This window comes from Reyranella sp. (genome assembly GCF_004296935.1).
Taxonomy (GTDB): Bacteria; Pseudomonadota; Alphaproteobacteria; order Reyranellales; family Reyranellaceae; genus Reyranella.
In genome coordinates this window covers 76,587-94,731 of record NZ_SCVH01000017.1, presented here as the reverse complement: position 1 = coordinate 94,731, position 18,145 = coordinate 76,587, and the positions used below count along the sequence as shown (strand labels likewise).

Sequence of the window (18,145 nt, the reverse complement as noted above, 5' to 3'; positions counted from 1 at the left end):
TCGTTACGCAGCCTGCTTGGAGTCGTCGATCCCGTCGACATGCACCGGCAGCAGGAACGTGATCGCCCAGCAGGCGGCTAACATGACCGCGGATCCCGCGAGACAGGCCGTCATGCCGCCAACCTGATAAAGTGCGCCCGACAGAAGGATTCCAATCAACCGGCCGGTCGCGTTGGCGGCGTAGTAGAAGCCCACATCCTCGGCGGCTTTCTCGGAGCCGGCATAGGCGAGGATCAGATAGGAGTGCAGCGAGGAATTGACCGCGAACGGCAGGCCGAACAGCGCAAGACCCACCACCACCACAACGTCCGGCTGCCAGGAATCCGGGCTCTGTAAAAGGACAATAAGCACCACCGGGATGGCAACGAGCAGGCCCGCCCAAAGCCGCGAGTTCGGCACCTCACGGCTGAGGCCGTCGGAGCTGCGGGCGACCAGAGCCGGCGCGATCGCCTGAATGCCACCGTAGGCGACGGTCCATGCTGCCAGGAACGCCCCGACTTCGACGAAGCGCCAGCCGGCGGCATAGAGAAAGACCGGCAGGCCGACCACGAACCAGACATCGCGCGCGCCGAACATGAAGACCCGCGCTGCGGCGAGGAGATTGACGCCGCGCGATTTGGAAAACAGCTCACGCATCGTCCTGGAGGACTTCGCCTTGCCGAGCTGCCGCGGCAGCAGCAACAGTCCGGCAACAAGGATGACGCCGATCAGCGCGGCCATCAGCCAGAGTGCAGGCTTGAAGCCGATCACATCGAGCAGCAGGCCGCCGACGAAGAAGCCGACACCCTTCATCGCGTTCTTCGACCCGGTGAAGTAGGCCACCCACTTGAAGAGTTGCCCCGCGCCTTCTGCCGCCGTCGCCTTGATGGCCGACTTCGACGCAGTCTTGGTGAAGTCCTTTGCCAGGCCGGCGATGCCCTGAGCCGCGACGACCCAGGCCACCGAAGCAGCAGCGGTCCAGGCCGGGTCGAGCGCCGACAGCATGACGAGACCGGCGACCTGAAGGGTTTGGCCGGCCGCCAGCATGCGCGGGATGCCAAAGCGCGTCGCCAGCCAGCCGCCGGCGAGATTGGCCACGATGCCGGCGAACTCATAGAGCAGGAACAGGAACGCGAGCGTGAACGGCGAATAGCCCAGCTTGAAGAAATGCAGCAGGACGAGCATCCGCAAGGCACCGTCCACCAGTGTGAATCCCCAGTAGGACGCGGTGACGATGAGATAGTCGCGAACCGCCGGCGCCATCACGCCTCCGCTTCGATCACCATGCTGGCGATGTCCACCATGCGGCAGACATAGCCCATCTCGTTATCGTACCACGCATAGACTTTGAGCAGCGTGCCGTCCGTCACCATGGTGCTGGGCGCGTCGACGATCGAGCTCCGCGTGTCGTTACAGTAGTCGGCCGACACCAGCGGCCGCGTCTCGTATCCCAGGATCCCGGCAAGAGAGCCCTTGGCAGCTGCCGCGAACAACTCATTGACCTCGGCCTCGGTGGTCGGACGCTTGAGCTCGAAGACGCAGTCCGTAAGGCTGGCGTTGAGCACCGGCGCACGAACGGCATGACCATTCAATTTGCCCTTGAGTTCCGGATAGATCAGCGCGATGGCGGTGGCGCTACCCGTCGTCGTCGGCTGGAGCGAGAGCATGGCCGAGCGCGCGCGGCGCAAATCCTTGTGCGGCGAATCGACGACGACGTTGGTGTTGGTCGGATCGTGTATGGTGGTGATCTGGCCATGCCTGATCCCGATGGCCTCCTGGATCACCTTGACCACGGGCGCCAGGCAATTCGTCGTGCAGGAAGCCGCGGTCACCAGCCGGTGGCGTTGCGGATCATAGAGCTGGTGGTTGACCCCGAGGACGATGTTGAGCGCGCGGTCGTCCTTGACCGGGGCCGCGACGATGACCCGCTTCACGCCGCAGTCGAAGTAGGCGCCGAGCTGCTCCGGCTTCAGGAACTTGCCGGTGCATTCGAGAACGATGTCGCAGCCGAGATCGCCCCAGGGGATGTCGGACGGCGATGCCGCCGAACTGAAGCCGAGATACTGGCCGCCGACCGCGATGCCCTTGTCGCCGTCGACCTCGAAGGAGCTGTGCCAGCGCCCATGGATACTGTCGAATTCGAGAAGATGAGCGGTCGCCGCGGCGCCGCCCTTGATCTCGTTCAGGTGCACGACCTCGAGACGATTGCCGGCACGCGGATCGTCCGCCCCGCGATGCACCCCACCGAGCGCCGCGCGTAGCGCCAGCCGGCCCATCCGGCCCATGCCGTTGATGCCAACCCTCATGCCGTTCTCCGCTAGACCGATGCCCTGGTGCTGTCACCGAGTTCGTCGAGACGCTTCTTGAGCGCCATCCGATCGAGCGAGGCGTAGGGCAGGTTGATGAAGATCTCGAGCCGCCGGCGGATCATCCCGTAGAGCTCGTTGATCATCGTGGCCCGCTCGATCGCCGTGCCGGAGAATTTGGCGGGGTCCGGAAGCGGCCACGCGGCCGTGACGGGTTTTTCACCGAAATCCGGGCAACGCTGACCCTGGAGCGTGTCGCACAAGGTGATCACGAAATCCATGCGCGGCGCATTGGGCCCCGCAAACTCATTCCACGACTTGCAGCGCAGCTCGGAGACGTCGTGACCGAGGGTCTTCAGCTTCTCGATCACCTCTGCCATGGGGGCCCGTGCAGGCTCCGATCCGGCCGAATAGGCGTTGAACTTTCCCTTGCCGATATGGTTGAGGATGGCCTGGGCCACCAGCGAGCGGGCGGAGTTGTGCGTGCACAGGAACAGGACATTGAATGCGGGCGTCATACTTTCATCCTCCAGCGTTTCCTCAGGCAGCAGCCGCACCAAGTCACCGCACAAGTCCGGTCGTCCGGCACAGCAGGTCTCGGTCAGGAAGCTGAAGAGCGCGCGCAGGCCGGCGAAGCGCACCGCGTAGATGACGTGCCGCCCCTGACGGGTGGACTGCAGGAGGCCCGCCTGCTCGAGCGCCGACAGATGGAACGACAAGGTCGAGGGTGCCTGGCGCAGCGCGGCGGCAAGATCGCCCGCCGCCATGCCGGAGGCGCCCCTTGTCGCCAGCAGCCGCATCAGTTGGAGACGCGTCTCCTGCGACAGTGCCGCAAATCCCAGGGCCGCATCCGTTGCTTCCATTCTTCTGGAATAGTCCAACGGTATGACAAGGCTGTTACAGGGGCGGCCCCTTGGCCCCCCCGACGCGCCGCGTGACGGCGGGTCCGGCCTCGTACCAGGGCTTGCTGGCGTTCACGATCCAGACGACCGAAAGCATCACCGGCACCTCGATCAGCACGCCGACCACGGTGGCCAGCGCCGCGCCGGAGGAAAATCCGAAGAGGCTGATCGCCGCAGCGACCGCGAGTTCGAAGAAGTTGCTGGCGCCGATCAGCGCCGACGGTGCTGCCACGCAATGGGCTTCGCCCGTCGCCCGGTTCAGCAGATAGGCAAGGCCCGAGTTGAAATAGACCTGGATCAGGATGGGCACGGCCAGAAGCGCGATGATCATCGGCTGGTTGATGATCTGCTCGCCCTGGAAGCCGAACAGCAGCACGAGCGTGGCGAGCAACGCGAGCAGCGAGGCCGGCTGCAGGCGCGCGAGCAACCGTTGCAGGGCGGGCTGCCCGCCGCGCGACAGGATACTGGCCCGCAGGAGCTGCGCCAAAGCGACCGGCACGACGATGTAGAGGCCTACCGAGAGCAGCAGCGTCTGCCATGGCACGGTGATGGCCGACAGGCCGAGCAGCAGCCCCACGATCGGGGCGAAGGCGAACACCATGATCGAGTCGTTGAGGGCGACCTGCGTCAGGGTGAAATCCGGCTCGCCGTCGGACAGATTGCTCCAGACGAATACCATGGCCGTGCAGGGCGCTGCCGCCAGCAGGATGAGGCCGGCGATGTAGCTGTCGATCTGGTCGGCCGGCAGCCAGGGCGCGAAAAGATAACCGATGAACAGCCAGCCCAGCGCCGCCATCGAGAAGGGCTTTACCGCCCAGTTGATGAACAGCGTCACGCCGATGCCGCGCCAGTGTTCGCGGACCTTGCCGATGGCCGCGAAATCGACCTTCACCAGCATCGGAATGATCATCAGCCAGACGAGGAAGGCGACCGGCAGGTTGACGTGCGCGATCTCGGCGCCGCCGACGACCTGGAAGACCGCGGGGAAGAAGTGCCCGAGGGCAATGCCCGCGACGATGCACAGCGCGACCCACAGGGTCAGGTAGCGTTCGAAGAGAGACATCAGCTGGGCCGGGCCGATCGCGCCACACGTCGGCGCACGAGCGTCGCGGACTCGGGCTCGCAGATCGGGACGCGGCAGGCGGCGGCATCGCCGCCGCAGCAATTGTCGGTGAGGAACGCCATCAGCCCGTTCATGGCGTCGTAGTTCACGGTGTAGATCAGCGAGCGTCCGTCGCGCCGCACCTGCACCAGCCCGGCGTGCTTCAGCTGCGCCAGATGGAACGACAGCGTCGGCGGCGCGATCTTCAGCCGCTCGGCGAGCTGACCCGGCGGCAGGCCGGCGAGGCCCGCCCGCACCAGCAGGCGGAACACTTCCAGCCGGTGCTCCTGGGCGAGGGCGGCCAGGGCCAGGACGGCAGTTATTGATTCCATGATTTGATAATTATCGAATTGATGACGATCGGTCAAACCGATTCAGCGATCAGACCGCCGGCAGGGTCACCGTAAAAGTCGAGCCCTTGCCGGGCGTGCTCTGGATGTCGAGCCGGCCGCGGTGGCGGTTGACTACATGCTTCACGATGGCGAGCCCCAGGCCGGTGCCGCCGAGCTGGCGCGAGCGGGCAGTGTCGACGCGATAGAAGCGTTCGGTAAGGCGCGGCAGGTGGGCGGCCGGGATGCCGTCGCCTTCGTCGCTCACGGCCACGGCAACGCGGTCCAGGCCAGCGGGCTCTGCCGTGACCCGCACCACGGTCGCGAGCTTGGCGTACTTGATCGCATTGTCGATCAGGTTCTGGAACACGATGGTGAGCTCGTCGTGATCGCCCACCGCCCTGGCAAGGCCCGCGGCGACGGAAAGCTCGATCGCGACGCCACGCGATGAAGCCTTGAGCTGCAGGAGGTCGAGGACGCCGCGCAGCACGCTTTCGAGATCGATCGCTCGGTCGGGTCGTGCGTGCTCGTGCTGCTCGATGCGCGACAGCATCAGGAGGTCGTCGACCAGGCGGCGCATGCGGTCGGCCTGCTCGGCCATGATGCCGAGAAAGCGCTCGCGCGCGGCCGGATCGTCGCGGGCCGGGCCGCGCAGGGTCTCGATGAAACCCGCGAGTCCGGCGATCGGCGTCTTGAGCTCGTGGCTGGCATTGGCCACGAAATCGGCACGCATGCGCTCGGCGCGGCGCTGCGCCGTGGTGTCGTGCAGCACGATCAGCGCCAGCGATCCGTCGGCCGCCGCCCGTGGCAGGCGCCGCAGGTGGGCCACGACATCGAGCTCGGGCGGACCCGCCAGCACGAACTCGACCGCGCTCTGGTCGGCGGCGGCAAAATTGCCGTCCGGACCGGTCTCGAGCAGGGAATCGACCGCCGACAGGAGTTCGGGATGGCGCATCGCCGTCGACAGGTCGCGTTCGGCCCCGACCGGACCCAGCAACGCCAGGGCCGCCAGATTGGTGCGGACGACGCGGCGCTGGCGGTCGACCGCGATCAGCGGATTGGGCATGCCGTCGACGATGACCTGCGCCGAGGCCGCAAGATTGTCGATCGAGGCGCGCTGACGGCGCCAGCCGGCCGAGAGCGTCGCCGCCGCCGTCGCCAGCTCCTCGGTGGCGGGCGCGAACGACAGGCGCGGCATCACCGGCTCGCGCTCGTCCGACAGTTCGCCGACGAAGCGGGCAAAGCGCGCCAGCGATCCGAGATAGCGCTGCACCAGGAAGGCGGTGACCGCCGCGATGCCGGCCATCGCGATCAGGGCCGGTGGGCCGGCGAGCGCGCCCGACCAGTAGAGCGCGCCGAGCGCCAGGCCCGACGGCACCAGGGCAACGGTGTTGGCCGCGAGGTAGCGCCGGAGGGGGATGGGCTGCTCGGCCATGGCGGCCCGGTTACGGGCCCGGACGCGGCATGAAGAGGCGGATGGCGGCGAGACCGTAGATGAAGCCGCCGATATGGGCGGTCCAGGCGACCGGATCGCCGCCGGCGCCGGGCGTGCCACCCATGACGCCGAAGAAGACATTGAGTGCGATCCAGATGCCGGCGATCGGCAACAGCGACGGGATGCTGCCGACATAGCGCATCAGCATCAGCACGGCGCCGAACACGCCGCTGATGGCGCCGGACGCCCCGACCACGGGATCGGTCGAGGCGGGAAAGAAGAAGACATGGACGAAACCGGCGACGATGCCGGCGGAGAGGTAGAACAGCAGGAAGCGGCGCGCACCCAGGGCGCGCACGACCGGCACGCCGAAGGCGGCCAGGGTCACCATGTTGATGCCGAGGTGCAGCCAGCCGCCGTGCAGGAACTGGTAGGTGATCGGCGCAATCAGCAGCGACAGCATGTCGGCGCCGGCGTCCGAGGTATAGGCCGCCGGCACCAGGCCGAACTGCAGGACAATGTCGCTATCGGCGGCTTCACCCAGCAGCTCGCGGCCGAGCTGGATCGCCACGTTGATGCCGATCAGCCACAGCAGCACGGGCGGCAGGTTGATCGCCCGCTGGCCCGCGCCGCGTTGTGGTTCGGGGTGGCCGCTCTCGTCGAAAGGCATCCGGAACTCCGTTACCGGGCAAGACTAGCCGTCACGGCCGGCCCTTGCACTGTCCTTGCACTGACCTTGTCGGATCAGCGCTTGGGCCCGCCCTGCCCGATCGCACGCAACCGGAGCCGAAGCGCGTTCAGCTTGATGAAGCCCTCGGCGTCGCGCTGGTTGTAGGCGCCCTGGTCTTCTTCGAACGTGACATGCTGCATGGAATAGAGCGACTTGGGCGACTTGCGGCCGACCACCGTCGTGTTGCCCTTGTAGAGCTTGAGCCGCACCGTGCCCGTCACGTTCTCCTGGCTCTTGTCGATCAACGCCTGCAGCATCTCGCGCTCGGGCGAGAACCAGAAGCCGAAATAGACCAGCTCGGCATACTTCGGCATCAGCTCGTCCTTGAGATGGCCGGCGCCGCGGTCGAGCGTGATCGATTCGATGCCGCGGTGGGCGGCATGCAGGATGGTGCCGCCCGGCGTCTCGTAGATGCCGCGGCTCTTCATGCCGACGAAGCGGTTCTCGACCAGATCGAGACGGCCGATGCCGTTCTGCTTGCCGAGTTCGTTGAGCTTGGTGAGGAGCGTCGCCGGCGACATCTTCTTGCCGTCGATGGCGACCGCGTCGCCCTTCTCGAAATCGACGGTGATGTAGGTCGCCTTGTCGGGCGCGTCCTCGGGAGAGATCGTGCGCTGGTAGACGCTCTCGTCGGCCTCCTCCCAGGGATCCTCCAGGATCTTGCCCTCGCTGGAGGAGTGCAGGAGGTTGGCATCGACCGAGAACGGCGCCTCGCCGCGCTTGTCCTTGGCGATCGGGATCTGGTTCTTCTCGGCGAACTCGAGCAGCTTGGTGCGCGAAGTGAGTTCCCATTCACGCCACGGCGCGATCACCTTGATGTCGGGCTTCAGCGCATAGTAGGCGAGTTCGAAGCGGACCTGGTCGTTGCCCTTGCCGGTGGCGCCGTGACAGACGGCATCGGCGCCAGTCTTCAGCGCGAGCTCGATCTGGTGCTTGGCGATCAGCGGACGCGCGATCGAGGTGCCGAGCAGGTACTGGCCCTCGTAGAGCGCGTTGGCGCGGAACATCGGGAAGACGAAGTCCTTCACGAACTCTTCACGGACGTCGTCGATAAAGATGTTCCCGGGCTTGATGCCCAGCATCTCGGCCTTCTTGCGCGCCGGGCTCAATTCCTCGCCCTGGCCGAGGTCGGCCGTGAAGGTCACGACCTCGCAGCCGTAGGCGGTCTGCAGCCACTTCAGGATGACGGAGGTGTCGAGACCACCCGAATAGGCCAGGACGACCTTCTTGATGTCGCCCTTCTTATAAGGACCGGTATAAGTAATGCTCATGGCTCGCCTCGCCGCCGTCGGTGTCTGTTCCGTGAAAGCGCGCGAATATAGCGACCGACCCCGTCCGGGCAAGCGGCCGCAAAGTTGCTATAGTGCGTCCCTAGAATAACTCATCATGGCCACAGCCCTCGATCGCCTGACCTACGCCGCCCGCCAGACCGCCCGTGTCGCCTGGTATGCCGGCCATTACGCCGCCGGTCGGCGCCTGCTGAAGCCGATGCCCAAGCCCGACTTCGCGATCGGGCCCACGCCCAGCCGCGCCGAGTTGACCGCCGACATGCGCGCTCTATTTGAACGCGAATGGCGCGATATCGCCGCGGGCTTGTTTCCCGCGCCGCGCGGCCTCGGACCCGAGCCCGCCGAATTCCTGCGCCGGAGTCTGCTTTACTTCCGCGACCTGCCGCAGGTCGACGCGCGGCGGCACGGCACGCTCGACGATGAGCTGCCGCCCGGCACCCAGGCCGACGGCCTGCCCGACTACTATCGGCAGAACTTCCACTTCCAGAGCGACGGCTGGCTGTCGGACCACTCCGCTGCACTCTACGACACGCAGGTCGAGGTCCTGTTCACCGGCGCCGCCGATGCCATGCGCCGCCGCGCGCTGGCGCCGATCGCCGAATGGATGCAAGGCCGCGACCAGCGCGAACTCCGCGGCCTCGACGTCGGCTGCGGCACCGGGCGCCTGCTCGCTTCCCTGCACGGCGCCTGGCCCGGCCTGAAACTCATCGGCATCGATCTCAGCGCGCCCTATCTCGAGGAGGCTCGCCGTCTGATCGGACGCACAGCGAGGGTGAAGTTGAGCGAAGGCGCTGCCGAGTCGCTGCCGTTCGACGATGAGAGCCTCGACCTCGTCGTCTCCTCGTTCCTGATGCACGAGCTGCCGAAGAAGATCCGCGCCGACGTCATCGCCGAGATGGCGCGCGTCGTGAAACCCGGTGGTCTGGTGGTGCTGGTCGATTCGATCCAGAAGGGCGACCATCCAGCCTGGGATGGCCTGCTCGACCTGTTCCCGCACTATTTCCACGAGCCCTACTATGCGGATTACGTGAACGGCAGTCTCGAGGCCTGGTGCGTCACCGCCGGTCTTGCGCCGGTGAGCAGCGAACGCGCGTTCCTGTCGAAGGTCGCCGCCTTTACGCGGGCGTGACCACTTTCTCGCGCCGGCCGCGCAGGCTGGCGCTCTTGAGCTGGCCGCAAGCGGCCTGGATGTCGCGGCCGCGCGGTGTGCGCACCGGTGCGCTCAGTCCGCCGTCGTTCACGATCTCGGCGAAGCGGTGGATACGGTTGTTGGAGCTGCACTCGTAGGGCGCGCCCGGCCAGGGATTGAACGGGATCAGGTTCACCTTGGCATGGATCGGCGTCAGCAGACGGACCAGCTCGCGGGCGTCGGCGTCGCTGTCGTTGATGCCCTTCAGCATCGCGTATTCGAAGGTGATGCGCCGGCTGTTGCGGGCGCCGGGATAGTCGGCGCAGGCTTTCAGCAACTCGGCGATCGGCCACTTCTTGTTGATGGGCACCAGCGTGTCACGCACCTCGTCGCTTACCGCATGCAGCGACACGGCGAGATTGACGTCGAGCGCCTCGCCGACCTTGGGGATCATCGGCACGACACCGGAGGTCGAGAGGGTGATGCGGCGGCGGCTGAGGGCGATGCCCTGATCGTCCATGGCGATCTTGAGGGCCGCGACGACGTTGTCGAAATTGTAGAGTGGCTCACCCATCCCCATCATGACGATGTTGCTGAGCATGCGCGTGGCGTCGGCGGTCGGCGTCGGCCATTCGCCGTAGCTGTCGCGCGCCACCATGAACTGGCCCACGATCTCGGCCGGCGAGAGGTTGCGCACCAGCGGCTGGGTGCCAGTGTGGCAGAAACTGCAGGTGAGGGTGCAGCCGACCTGGCTCGACACGCAGACCGAGCCGCGGTCCTCCTCGGGAATGTTGACCGTCTCGGCCTCGTTGCCATCGGAAAAGCGCAGCAACCACTTGCGCGTGCCATCGGTCGAGCGCTGCTCGGTGACGATCCCGGGCCGGTCGATGATGAACAGCTCGGCCAGCCGCTCGCGCGTCTTCTTGGCGATATTCGTCATCAGGCCAAAGTCGGTGACGCCGTGCCAGTAGATCCACTGCCAGAGCTGGCGGGCGCGGAATGGCTCCAGGCCCGCCTCGACAAGGACCTGCTTGAGGTCGTCGCGCGACAGCCCGATCAGGCTGCGACGCAGGTCGTTGCGGCCGTGCGCAGCAGACTGCGGCTCCACGATCTGGAGGGGTTCGGTGGGCAGGAGGGCCATGTGGCGGCTGAGATAGGCGTCATGCCCGCCGGGCGCAACCGGGCTCAGCCAATCTACTGTTTTGACAGCGCTTTTTGGCGTATGCGCGCCCGCCGCGCGTAAACCGGATCGCCGAACACCGGCAACGGGACGGCTTCCGTTGGCGCCCCCTCGGCGACGGGTCGCGGGGCGTGACGGCCGAGGGTCAGCAGCCGGTCGTACATGACCAGGGCACCGGCGACTCCCAGATTGACCGAAAAGCGGGTCGGGATCTTCACCACGTAGTCGCAGCGCGACTGAAGGTCGGCCGACAGGCCCTCGCGCTCCGAGCCCACGATATAGGCGGCCTGGCGCGGATGGCGGAAGCTCGGCAGGTCGATGGCGTCGTCGGTGATTTCCACCCCGACCAGCCGACAGCCCAGCGGCAGGCGGAAGGCCTCGAGGTCGGCAAAATGATAGGTCGGTACCGAACGCGGCGTGTCGGAGGTGTCGCTGGCCGAACCCTGGCGCGGGTTGTATTGGGCCCGCACGGTGAACACGAAGGAAGCCCCGAAGGCATGCGCCGTCCGGAACAAAGTGCCGACATTCACGGCCTTGCTCGCCCCTTCGATTCCGATGCCGAAATAGCCTTTCATGACCGGTCGTTTTGTTGCACTAATCCGTTGCGGGCGTTGCTGTCCCCCGGGTAGCGGCCCGCTCGCCGTGAAACAAGGCCATAATGACCGTTCCTTCGCCGTTGGAAGACGTTCGCGCACAATACGAGGCCCTGCCCTACCCGCCGCGCGACCCGCGCGACGAGGCGATCCGGCTGATCACCGGCACGCCCAGCCACGTCCTGGAAATCAATCACTATCTCTTTTCGGGCCGGCTTAACTTCACGCGTCCCTTCCGCGCCCTGGTGGCGGGCGGCGGCACCGGTGATGCCTGCATCATGCTGGCCCAGCAGCTCGCCGACCGGCGCTGCCCGGGCGAAGTCATCTACCTCGACCTCTCGACCGCCTCGCGGCAGATCTGCGAGGCCCGCGCCAAGGCGCGCGGCCTGCGCAACATCCAGTTCGTGACCGGCTCGCTGCTCGATCTGCCGGCGATGAATGTCGGCCAGTTCGACTACATCGACTGCACCGGCGTGTTGCATCACCTGCCCGAGCCGGCCACGGGCATGCGCGCCCTGGTCAGCGTCCTGCAGCCCGACGGCGGGATCGGCGTGATGCTCTACGGCGAGTATGGCCGCAGCGGCGTCTATCCCCTGCAGGAAATGCTGCGGACACTGGCGCCGCCGTCGATGGCGCTGGAGGACCGGCTGGCGATGGCCAAGCGCCTGATCCGCTTTCTGCCCACCACCAACCTGTTCCGCCGCAATCCCTATCTCAACGATCACGTCACCGGCGGTGATGCCGGCCTCTACGACCTGGTGCTGCACAGCTGCGATCGTGCCTTCACCGTTCCTGACATCGGCGCCATGGCCGCGGCGGCCGGCCTGCGGGTGGTGGCATTCCTCGAACCGGTGCGCTACGAGCCTGCGACCTACATGAGCGACCCGGTGATCTCCCGGCAGATGAGTTCGCTGCCGCTGCTCGAGCGCGCGGCGTTCGCCGAGCGGCTGGCCGGCAACCTGCGCACGCACGTCTTCTATGCCACGCGGGCCGGCTTCGATACCGTGGCCCGGCCCGAGGACACGTCGGCCATTCCGGTGCTGCGCGACATGGATGCGCAGAAGCTGGCGGCCGGCCTGCAGCCCGGCTCGCCCCTGATCGCCAACCTCGACGGCTTTCCGTGGCGCGCCCAGCTGCCGGCGCTCGCGCCCCGCATCATCTCGCAGATCGACGGCCGCAAGACCGTCGCCGAGATTTATACCTCGCTCGGCGCCCAAGGTGGCCTGCCGCAGTGGGAGGACTTCTACACTCAATTCGAAGACCTCTACGTCAAGCTGAACGGCGTCAATCACCTGTTGCTGCGTTTCCGCACCTGAGGCGGCAATGAACGGCCATGTCCTGGCGATCGCGCTGGGCAATTCGTTGCTGTGGTCCGTCTATCTGCTGCTGACGCGTCATGTCGTGAGCGGCGCCCATCTCGATGCTTGGGCCTACACCCTCGTGCAGTTGCTGAGCGCGGGACTCGCGATGCTTTGGGCCGGCCGGCGAACGCCGGGAAATTGGCGCGATCTGCTGGCGCCGTGGACGATCGGCTACGCCTTCATGCGGGTCGTCATCAACGGCTGCACCGCCGCCGCCATCGTCTGGCTCGCCGTCACGCAGAGCACGCTGCTCGCGACCATGAGCGTGCTGATCGGCGCGGCCTCGGGCTGGGTCCTGACACGCAAGGCGCCGGCGCGGCGCGACTGGCCGGGTCTGGCGCTCCTGGCCGTCGGGATCGTGGCGTTTGCCGCCGCACTCGCGTCGGACACCGCCTGGCGCGGCATGCTCTGGCTGGTCCTGTCCGAGGCGACGGCGGTCGCGGCGTCCTGGATGATCGCCTACCACCCGCGCAACCGCGTGACCGACCTGGCGGCGCGCAGCCGCTTCACCGGCGAGATCCTGGTGGCGGCCTCGCTCGCCTTCATTCTCGTCTGGTCGTTGGCGGGGGCGGTCGGACTCATGGCCTCGCCCTGGGCTGGCGCAGGCGACGCCTTCGGACGCATCGACCTGTGGCTCTACGCAGCGCTGGCCGGGCTGTTGTTCCGCGCCCCCGGAACCTGGCTCGGCTTCTGGACGATCAACACCACGGGCGTGCAGACCTACCTGATCGCGCTCACGGCCATGCCGTTTTTCGCTATCGCCCTCGAAGCCGCCGCGGCGCGCCTGGGCTGGCTCTCTCCGCCCGGCTTGTCGACGGCGGAATGGGCGGCCGCCGCGATCATCCTGGCCGGCGCGCTCTGGTTGATTGCCGTCCGGTTGAAAGCGCCGACAGGCGGCGCTCCATGAGCCGGCGCTCGGGCGTCGTTCGTACCAAGGCCAGCGCGCGCTCGAGATGTGTCCGCGCCTCGGTCTCGCGCTGAAGGTCGATCAGGAAGGCTGCGGCGGCGGCGTGACCGTAGGGGCCGGCGACGAGCAGCGGCAGGCAGGCATTCACGGCATCGAGCCCGGCGATCGCGCCCCGGGCGTGGCCGATTGCGACGGCCCGGGCGAGCGCCGCCATCGGCGAGTCATCGATCGCGACGATCTGGTCATAGATCGCGGCGATCCGCGGCCAGTCCGTCTCCGCCGTGCTTCGTGCGACCGCATGCAGCGAGGCGATCTCGGCCCGCAGGTGCCAGATGGTCAGTTCCTCGCCGGCGGCGGATCTCTGAAGATGATCGAGGCCGAGCACGATCAAGCCAGCGTCCCACCGCTCGCGCGGCTGATCTTCCAGGAGCTGGGCCGCGCCCTCCGGATCGACGCGCGTCGCCAGGCGCGCCGCCGTGAGCGCCAGCAGGGCCGCAAGCGCATCGCTTGCCGGGCCGCGGGTCATGGGATGCGCTGCCAGCGCCCGCGCGAGGCGCACCGCTTCGATGCAAAGCTCGGGCTGCACCAACACCTCGCCCGAGGACGCCGAATAGCCCTCGTTGAACATCAGATAGAGCGCGGTGCGGACCGACTCGGCACGGTGCAGCAGGGCATCGGGCGGCGGCGGTTCGATCGGCACGTCGGCCGCCTCGAGCTGCCGACGCGCCCGCACCAGCCGTTGCGCGATCGTCGTCGGTTCGGCCAGCAAGCCCGATGCGATCTGCGCCACGGTGAGGCCGCACACGGTTTTTAGCGCGAAGGTCACGCGCAGGTCGGGCGACAGGGCCGGGTGACACACCGCGAACAGAAGCGCCAGTTCGTCATCATTCAGTTCGCGATCGAAACGGCCCGCGCCCTCTTCGTCGCCTGGTGCGAGCGGCATCAACTCCTCGGCCAAGAGAAGGCCGCGTTGCTCATGACGCAGCAGATCGAGCGCGCGATTCTTCGCGACGACCGCAAGCCAGGCCTCGGGCTTGGCCGGCGCTCCCTTGAACGGCCAGGACGACAGCGCCTGCAGCAGGGCATGCTGCACGGCGTCCTCGGCGATGGCGATACGGCCCGCGCCCAACCGCCTCGCCAGAGCGGCGACGAGGCGGTGGGTCGAATCGCGCGCCAGCGACGCGACGAGGTCGTGGACGGGAGCGCTCAGCCGGCCGCCTTTGCCTGCTCGACTGTCATGGCATCGACCGGCCTGAGCTCGATCCAATTGGTGCCGTTCCACAGGTGCGGGCACTCCTTGGCGATCGCCTCGGCCTCGGCGAGATCCTTGGCCTCGATCGTAAAATAGCCGCCCACCACGTCCTTGGCCTCGGCATAAGGACCATCGCTCGCGACGGGTTTACCGTCCTTGACCGTGATGTGGCGGACGCCACCGGCGGCCAGCTTCTCGCCACCCACCATCTTGCCCTTCTCGCGCATCGAAGCGGACCAGGTGGCGTAACGCTTGACCACTTCCAGCATCTTCTCGCGCGGCAGGTCGGCCATGTTGCCGGGGGCTTGGTGCAGCAACAGCATGTATTGAGCCATCTCGATCTCCTGGGTTGCGGCGGCCAAATTGCTTGCCGTCACCTCATCGACGTTCGAGCCGGTCCAGACTCGACATCACGCCGGCTTTTTGTTCAGCACCTCGGGATTGAGGAGGTTGATCGGCTTGCCGTCCAGCCAGGCCTCGATGTCCTTGATCGTGCCGTCGTAGAAGTGCCGATAGCTCTCCTCGACGACGTAGCCCAGGTGCGGGATCAGGGTGATATTGTCGAGCTTGGTGAAGGGATGGTCGGCCGACATCGGCTCCTTGTCGTAGACGTCGAGACCGGCGTGCATGATGGTGCGGTTCTTGAGCGCCGCGATCAGGGCAGCTTCGTCCACGATCGGCCCGCGCGAGGTGTTCACCAGGATCGCGGTCTTTTTCATCTTGGCAAGGTCGGCCGCGCCGATCAGGCCGCGCGTGCGATCCGAAAGAGCCAGGTGGATCGACACGAAGTCCGATGTCGCCAGCAGCTCGTCCTTGCTGACGTACCTGGCGCCACCCGCTTCAGCCTTCTCGGGCGTGAGGTTCTGACTCCAGGCCACGACGTCCATGCCGAAGGCCTTGCCATAGTGCGCTGCGCGGCTGCCCAGCTTGCCGAGGCCGAGAATGCCCAACCGCTTGCCTTCGAGCACGACCATCTGCTCGATGCCGTCGTGCCACTTGCCTTGGCGCGCCAGCCGTTCGGCCTTGGCGAGATCGCGCGCGCACATCATCAGCAACGCCCAGCCGAGCTCCGCCGTCGGAGCGTTCGATCCACCGCCGGGCGTCGTGGAGATCGGGATGCCGCGCTCGGTCGCTGCCTTGTCGTCGAGACTGGCCGCGCGCGCCCCAGTCAGCACCATGAACTTGAGGTTGGGCAGCTTCTCGATCAGGGCGCGCGGGAAGGCGGTGCGCTCGCGCAGCAGGCCCAGGATCTGGAACGGCGCCAGTTTTTGCACTGCATCATCGACTGAGGAGAACGGCTCATGGAAGACCATGATCTCGATGCCGCGCTTCTTCAGCCGGTCCCAGTCGCCCAGACGCATGGCTACTTTCTGATAATCGTCGAGCAGGGCGAGCTTGATCGTTTGCGGCATGGCGTTTCCTGGGAGATGATGGGTTGGCCCGATACTATAGCCGCAGGAGGCGGTTCTGAGCATCACCCTCAAGCCGACCCAGCCGCAATTCTTCGCCGAGATTTCCGGGATCGACCTTGCGCAGCCGTTGAAGGCCGCCGATCGCGACGCCATCCAGGCCGCCATCGACCGCTATGCGGTCGTGGTCTTTCATGACCAGAAGCTCTCCGACGACCAGCAGATCGAGTTCGCCGGCCACTTCGGGCCGATCCATTCATCGGCGCAGAAGGCGCGGCATCGCGGGATCAAGCATCGCCTGGCACGCGACGAAATCGCCGACATTTCCAATCTCGACGGCGATTCGAATGTCCTCGAGGAGAACAGCAAGCGCCGGCTCGATTGGCTGGCCAACCGGTTGTGGCACACCGACGCCTCGTTCCGTGCCGTCCCGGGGGCGCTGTCGATGCTCTACGCCCACGTCGTGCCGCCCGAGGGCGGCGACACCGAGTTCGCCGACCTGCGTGCGGCCTACGATGCATTGCCTGAAACAAGGAAGCACGAACTCGAGGGTCTGATCGCCGAGCACTCGATCTGGCACTCGCGCGGCCAGCTCGGCGTGACCAAGTACACGCCCGAGGAAATCGCCAGCCTGCCGCCGGTGCCGCAGCGCGTGGTGCGCACCCACCCCGGCTCCAAGCGCAAGACGCTCTACGTCGCCGCCCATGCCTCGCATATCATCGGCATGCCGATCGCCGACGGTCGCCTCCTGCTGCTCGACCTGATCGAGCACGCGACCCAGCCCAGGTTCGTTCATGCCCACACCTGGAAGCAGGGCGACCTGGTGATCTGGGACAATCGCTGCACCATGCATCGTGCCCGTCCCTTCGACACCACCCAGGTGCGCGATCTCCGGCGCGTCACCACCCGCGACGTCGCCTCGACACTGGAACAAGCCGCCTAGGAGCACTCCATGCCACGGCCCGTCGATATCTGGCTGGCGTCGGGCGTGCGCACGCCCTTCGCCAAGGTCGACGGCCCGCTCGGCGCCTTCGACGCCATCCAACTGTCGGCACCGGTGGCGCGCCACATGGTCGACCTGCTGAAGGGCGGCAAGCCCGACTTCGCGGTATGGGGCGCGGTCGTGCCCAATCTCACCTGGAGCAACATCGCCCGCGAGGTGCTGATGGATGCAGGCGTCGACGCCACCGTTCCCGCCTTCTCCACCGTCATGGCCTGCTCGACCAGCATGGTGGCCGCCATCGAGGCCGCCGGCATGATCGACGGCGATGCCTACAATCTGGCCCTCGTGGGCGGCGTCGACAGTCTCAGCCGTATCCAGGTCGGGCTTGGCCAGCGCCTTTCCGACTGGCTGCGCAAGTTCCAGCAGGCGCGCTCGCTCGGCCAGAAGATCGACCATCTCACCGACCTTCATCTCAAGGACGTGCGCCTCTACATCCCGGCCATCAGCAATCGCACGACCGGCATGAGCATGGGCGAGCATACCGAGATCACCGCCAAGGAATGGCTGATCGGCCGCGCCGAGCAGGACGAGATCGCGCTTGCCAGTCACCAGACGGCCGTCGCGGCGTGGGAACGCGGCTTCTTCGACGATCTGGTGATCGCGATGGGCGACGTCAAACGCGATACCATCCCGCGCAAGGACACGTCGCTGGAAAAGCTCGCGCGCCTGCCGCCGTCGTTCGACCGCAGCAGCGGCAAGGGCAGCCTCACGGCCGGCAACTCTTCGCCGCTCACCGATGGCGCGGCGGCCATCTGGGTCGCATCATCGAAGGGCCTGGAACGCCTGCCGACGAACACGCCGCGCGTAAAACTGGTCGACTGGGAGATCGGTTCGGTCGATTTCCGCGTCGAGGGACTCCTGATGGCGCCGGCCTTCGCCATCCCGCGCCTGCTGGCACGCCACGACCTCACCTATGCCGACGTTCATCTGTGGGAGATCCACGAAGCCTTCGCGGCCCAAGTTGCCTTCCACCTGAAAGCGCTGCAGGACAAAGCCTTCCTGCGGGACCGCGCCAGGGTGCCACGCGACTTCGGCCCCTTCCCGCGCGACCGCATGAATCCCAACGGCGGCAGCACGGCCTTAGGTCATCCCTTCGGCGCCACCGGCGCGCGCATCATCAGCCAGGCAGTGAAGGAACTGGCCGCGATGCCACGAACGAGCCAAGGGGGCCAACGCGCCATCGTCAGCATCTGCGCCGACGGCGGCCAAGGCAGCGTGTTGTTGCTCGAAGCGGCCTAA

At 66.7% G+C, this 18,145-nt stretch carries 18 protein-coding genes; 5 read left to right on the top strand and 13 right to left on the bottom strand.

The window, feature by feature from the left end; genetic code table 11:
• Positions 1 to 3: 3 nt before the first annotated feature.
• From arsJ to EPO55_RS02085, 8 genes are all read right to left on the bottom strand, one after another.
• A complete protein-coding gene (gene arsJ / locus EPO55_RS02120) occupies positions 4 to 1,242 on the bottom strand; it encodes an organoarsenical effux MFS transporter ArsJ (RefSeq protein ID WP_296334731.1) in 1,239 nt (412 codons plus the stop codon).
• Positions 1,242 to 2,285 carry an ArsJ-associated glyceraldehyde-3-phosphate dehydrogenase gene (locus EPO55_RS02115; protein ID WP_296334730.1) on the bottom strand — a complete coding sequence of 348 codons (1,044 nt, stop codon included), beginning with the start codon at positions 2,283 to 2,285 and terminating at the stop codon, positions 1,242 to 1,244. Before EPO55_RS02115 ends, arsJ begins: the two co-directional genes overlap by 1 nt.
• An 11-nt stretch (positions 2,286 to 2,296) precedes the next feature.
• Positions 2,297 to 3,148, bottom strand: a complete 852-nt coding sequence (locus EPO55_RS02110) for a metalloregulator ArsR/SmtB family transcription factor (RefSeq protein WP_296334729.1) — start codon at positions 3,146 to 3,148, stop codon at positions 2,297 to 2,299.
• Positions 3,149 to 3,182: 34 nt separating this feature from the next.
• Positions 3,183 to 4,250: an ACR3 family arsenite efflux transporter gene (arsB, locus tag EPO55_RS02105; RefSeq protein WP_296334728.1), complete on the bottom strand. Its 1,068-nt coding sequence runs from the start codon at positions 4,248 to 4,250 to the stop codon at positions 3,183 to 3,185.
• Complete coding sequence (locus tag EPO55_RS02100) at positions 4,250 to 4,621, bottom strand: metalloregulator ArsR/SmtB family transcription factor (protein WP_296334727.1); 372 nt, start codon at positions 4,619 to 4,621, stop codon at positions 4,250 to 4,252. Before EPO55_RS02100 ends, arsB begins: the two co-directional genes overlap by 1 nt.
• Before the next feature lie 49 nt (positions 4,622 to 4,670).
• Positions 4,671 to 6,053 carry an ATP-binding protein gene (locus EPO55_RS02095; protein ID WP_296334726.1) on the bottom strand — a complete coding sequence of 461 codons (1,383 nt, stop codon included), beginning with the start codon at positions 6,051 to 6,053 and terminating at the stop codon, positions 4,671 to 4,673.
• Between the two features lie 10 nt (positions 6,054 to 6,063).
• On the bottom strand, positions 6,064 to 6,723 hold the full coding sequence (locus EPO55_RS02090) for a rhomboid family intramembrane serine protease (RefSeq protein ID WP_296334725.1): 660 nt from the start codon (positions 6,721 to 6,723) through the stop codon (positions 6,064 to 6,066).
• Positions 6,724 to 6,797: 74 nt separating this feature from the next.
• The gene (locus EPO55_RS02085) at positions 6,798 to 8,054 is read right to left on the bottom strand and encodes an argininosuccinate synthase (protein ID WP_296334724.1); all 1,257 of its coding nucleotides are present in this window, start codon (positions 8,052 to 8,054) and stop codon (positions 6,798 to 6,800) included.
• 115 nt (positions 8,055 to 8,169) lie between these two features.
• Here EPO55_RS02085 and EPO55_RS02080 point away from each other — a divergent pair, with 115 nt between their 5' ends.
• Positions 8,170 to 9,201, top strand: a complete 1,032-nt coding sequence (locus EPO55_RS02080) for a class I SAM-dependent methyltransferase (protein WP_296334723.1) — start codon at positions 8,170 to 8,172, stop codon at positions 9,199 to 9,201.
• On the opposite strand, the gene rlmN is transcribed toward EPO55_RS02080, so the two are convergent.
• Together rlmN and EPO55_RS02070 are read right to left on the bottom strand one after the other, a co-directional pair.
• Positions 9,188 to 10,342, bottom strand: a complete 1,155-nt coding sequence (gene rlmN / locus EPO55_RS02075) for a 23S rRNA (adenine(2503)-C(2))-methyltransferase RlmN (RefSeq protein ID WP_296334722.1) — start codon at positions 10,340 to 10,342, stop codon at positions 9,188 to 9,190. The genes EPO55_RS02080 and rlmN overlap by 14 nt on opposite strands.
• Before the next feature lie 53 nt (positions 10,343 to 10,395).
• A complete protein-coding gene (locus EPO55_RS02070; RefSeq protein ID WP_296334721.1) occupies positions 10,396 to 10,956 on the bottom strand; it encodes an RNA methyltransferase in 561 nt (186 codons plus the stop codon).
• Between the two features lie 83 nt (positions 10,957 to 11,039).
• Here EPO55_RS02070 and EPO55_RS02065 point away from each other — a divergent pair, with 83 nt between their 5' ends.
• Positions 11,040 to 12,290, top strand: coding sequence for a class I SAM-dependent methyltransferase (locus tag EPO55_RS02065; RefSeq protein ID WP_296334720.1), 1,251 nt, complete (start codon positions 11,040 to 11,042; stop codon positions 12,288 to 12,290).
• 7 nt (positions 12,291 to 12,297) lie between these two features.
• The gene (locus EPO55_RS02060) at positions 12,298 to 13,242 is read left to right on the top strand and encodes a hypothetical protein (RefSeq protein WP_296334719.1); all 945 of its coding nucleotides are present in this window, start codon (positions 12,298 to 12,300) and stop codon (positions 13,240 to 13,242) included.
• Here EPO55_RS02060 and EPO55_RS02055 read toward each other — a convergent pair.
• From EPO55_RS02055 to EPO55_RS02045, 3 genes are all read right to left on the bottom strand, one after another.
• Complete coding sequence (locus EPO55_RS02055; protein ID WP_296334718.1) at positions 13,175 to 14,524, bottom strand: sigma-70 family RNA polymerase sigma factor; 1,350 nt, start codon at positions 14,522 to 14,524, stop codon at positions 13,175 to 13,177. The genes EPO55_RS02060 and EPO55_RS02055 overlap by 68 nt on opposite strands.
• Positions 14,449 to 14,829, bottom strand: coding sequence for a YciI family protein (locus EPO55_RS02050; RefSeq protein WP_296334717.1), 381 nt, complete (start codon positions 14,827 to 14,829; stop codon positions 14,449 to 14,451). The genes EPO55_RS02055 and EPO55_RS02050 overlap by 76 nt, the downstream gene beginning before the upstream one ends.
• Positions 14,830 to 14,904: 75 nt before the next feature.
• A complete protein-coding gene (locus EPO55_RS02045) occupies positions 14,905 to 15,906 on the bottom strand; it encodes a D-2-hydroxyacid dehydrogenase family protein (protein WP_296334716.1) in 1,002 nt (333 codons plus the stop codon).
• Between the two features lie 55 nt (positions 15,907 to 15,961).
• Between EPO55_RS02045 and EPO55_RS02040 the strand changes: the two genes are divergently transcribed.
• Together EPO55_RS02040 and EPO55_RS02035 are read left to right on the top strand one after the other, a co-directional pair.
• Positions 15,962 to 16,846, top strand: coding sequence for a TauD/TfdA family dioxygenase (locus EPO55_RS02040; RefSeq protein WP_363718305.1), 885 nt, complete (start codon positions 15,962 to 15,964; stop codon positions 16,844 to 16,846).
• 9 nt (positions 16,847 to 16,855) lie between these two features.
• Complete coding sequence (locus tag EPO55_RS02035) at positions 16,856 to 18,145, top strand: acetyl-CoA C-acyltransferase (RefSeq protein ID WP_296334715.1); 1,290 nt, start codon at positions 16,856 to 16,858, stop codon at positions 18,143 to 18,145.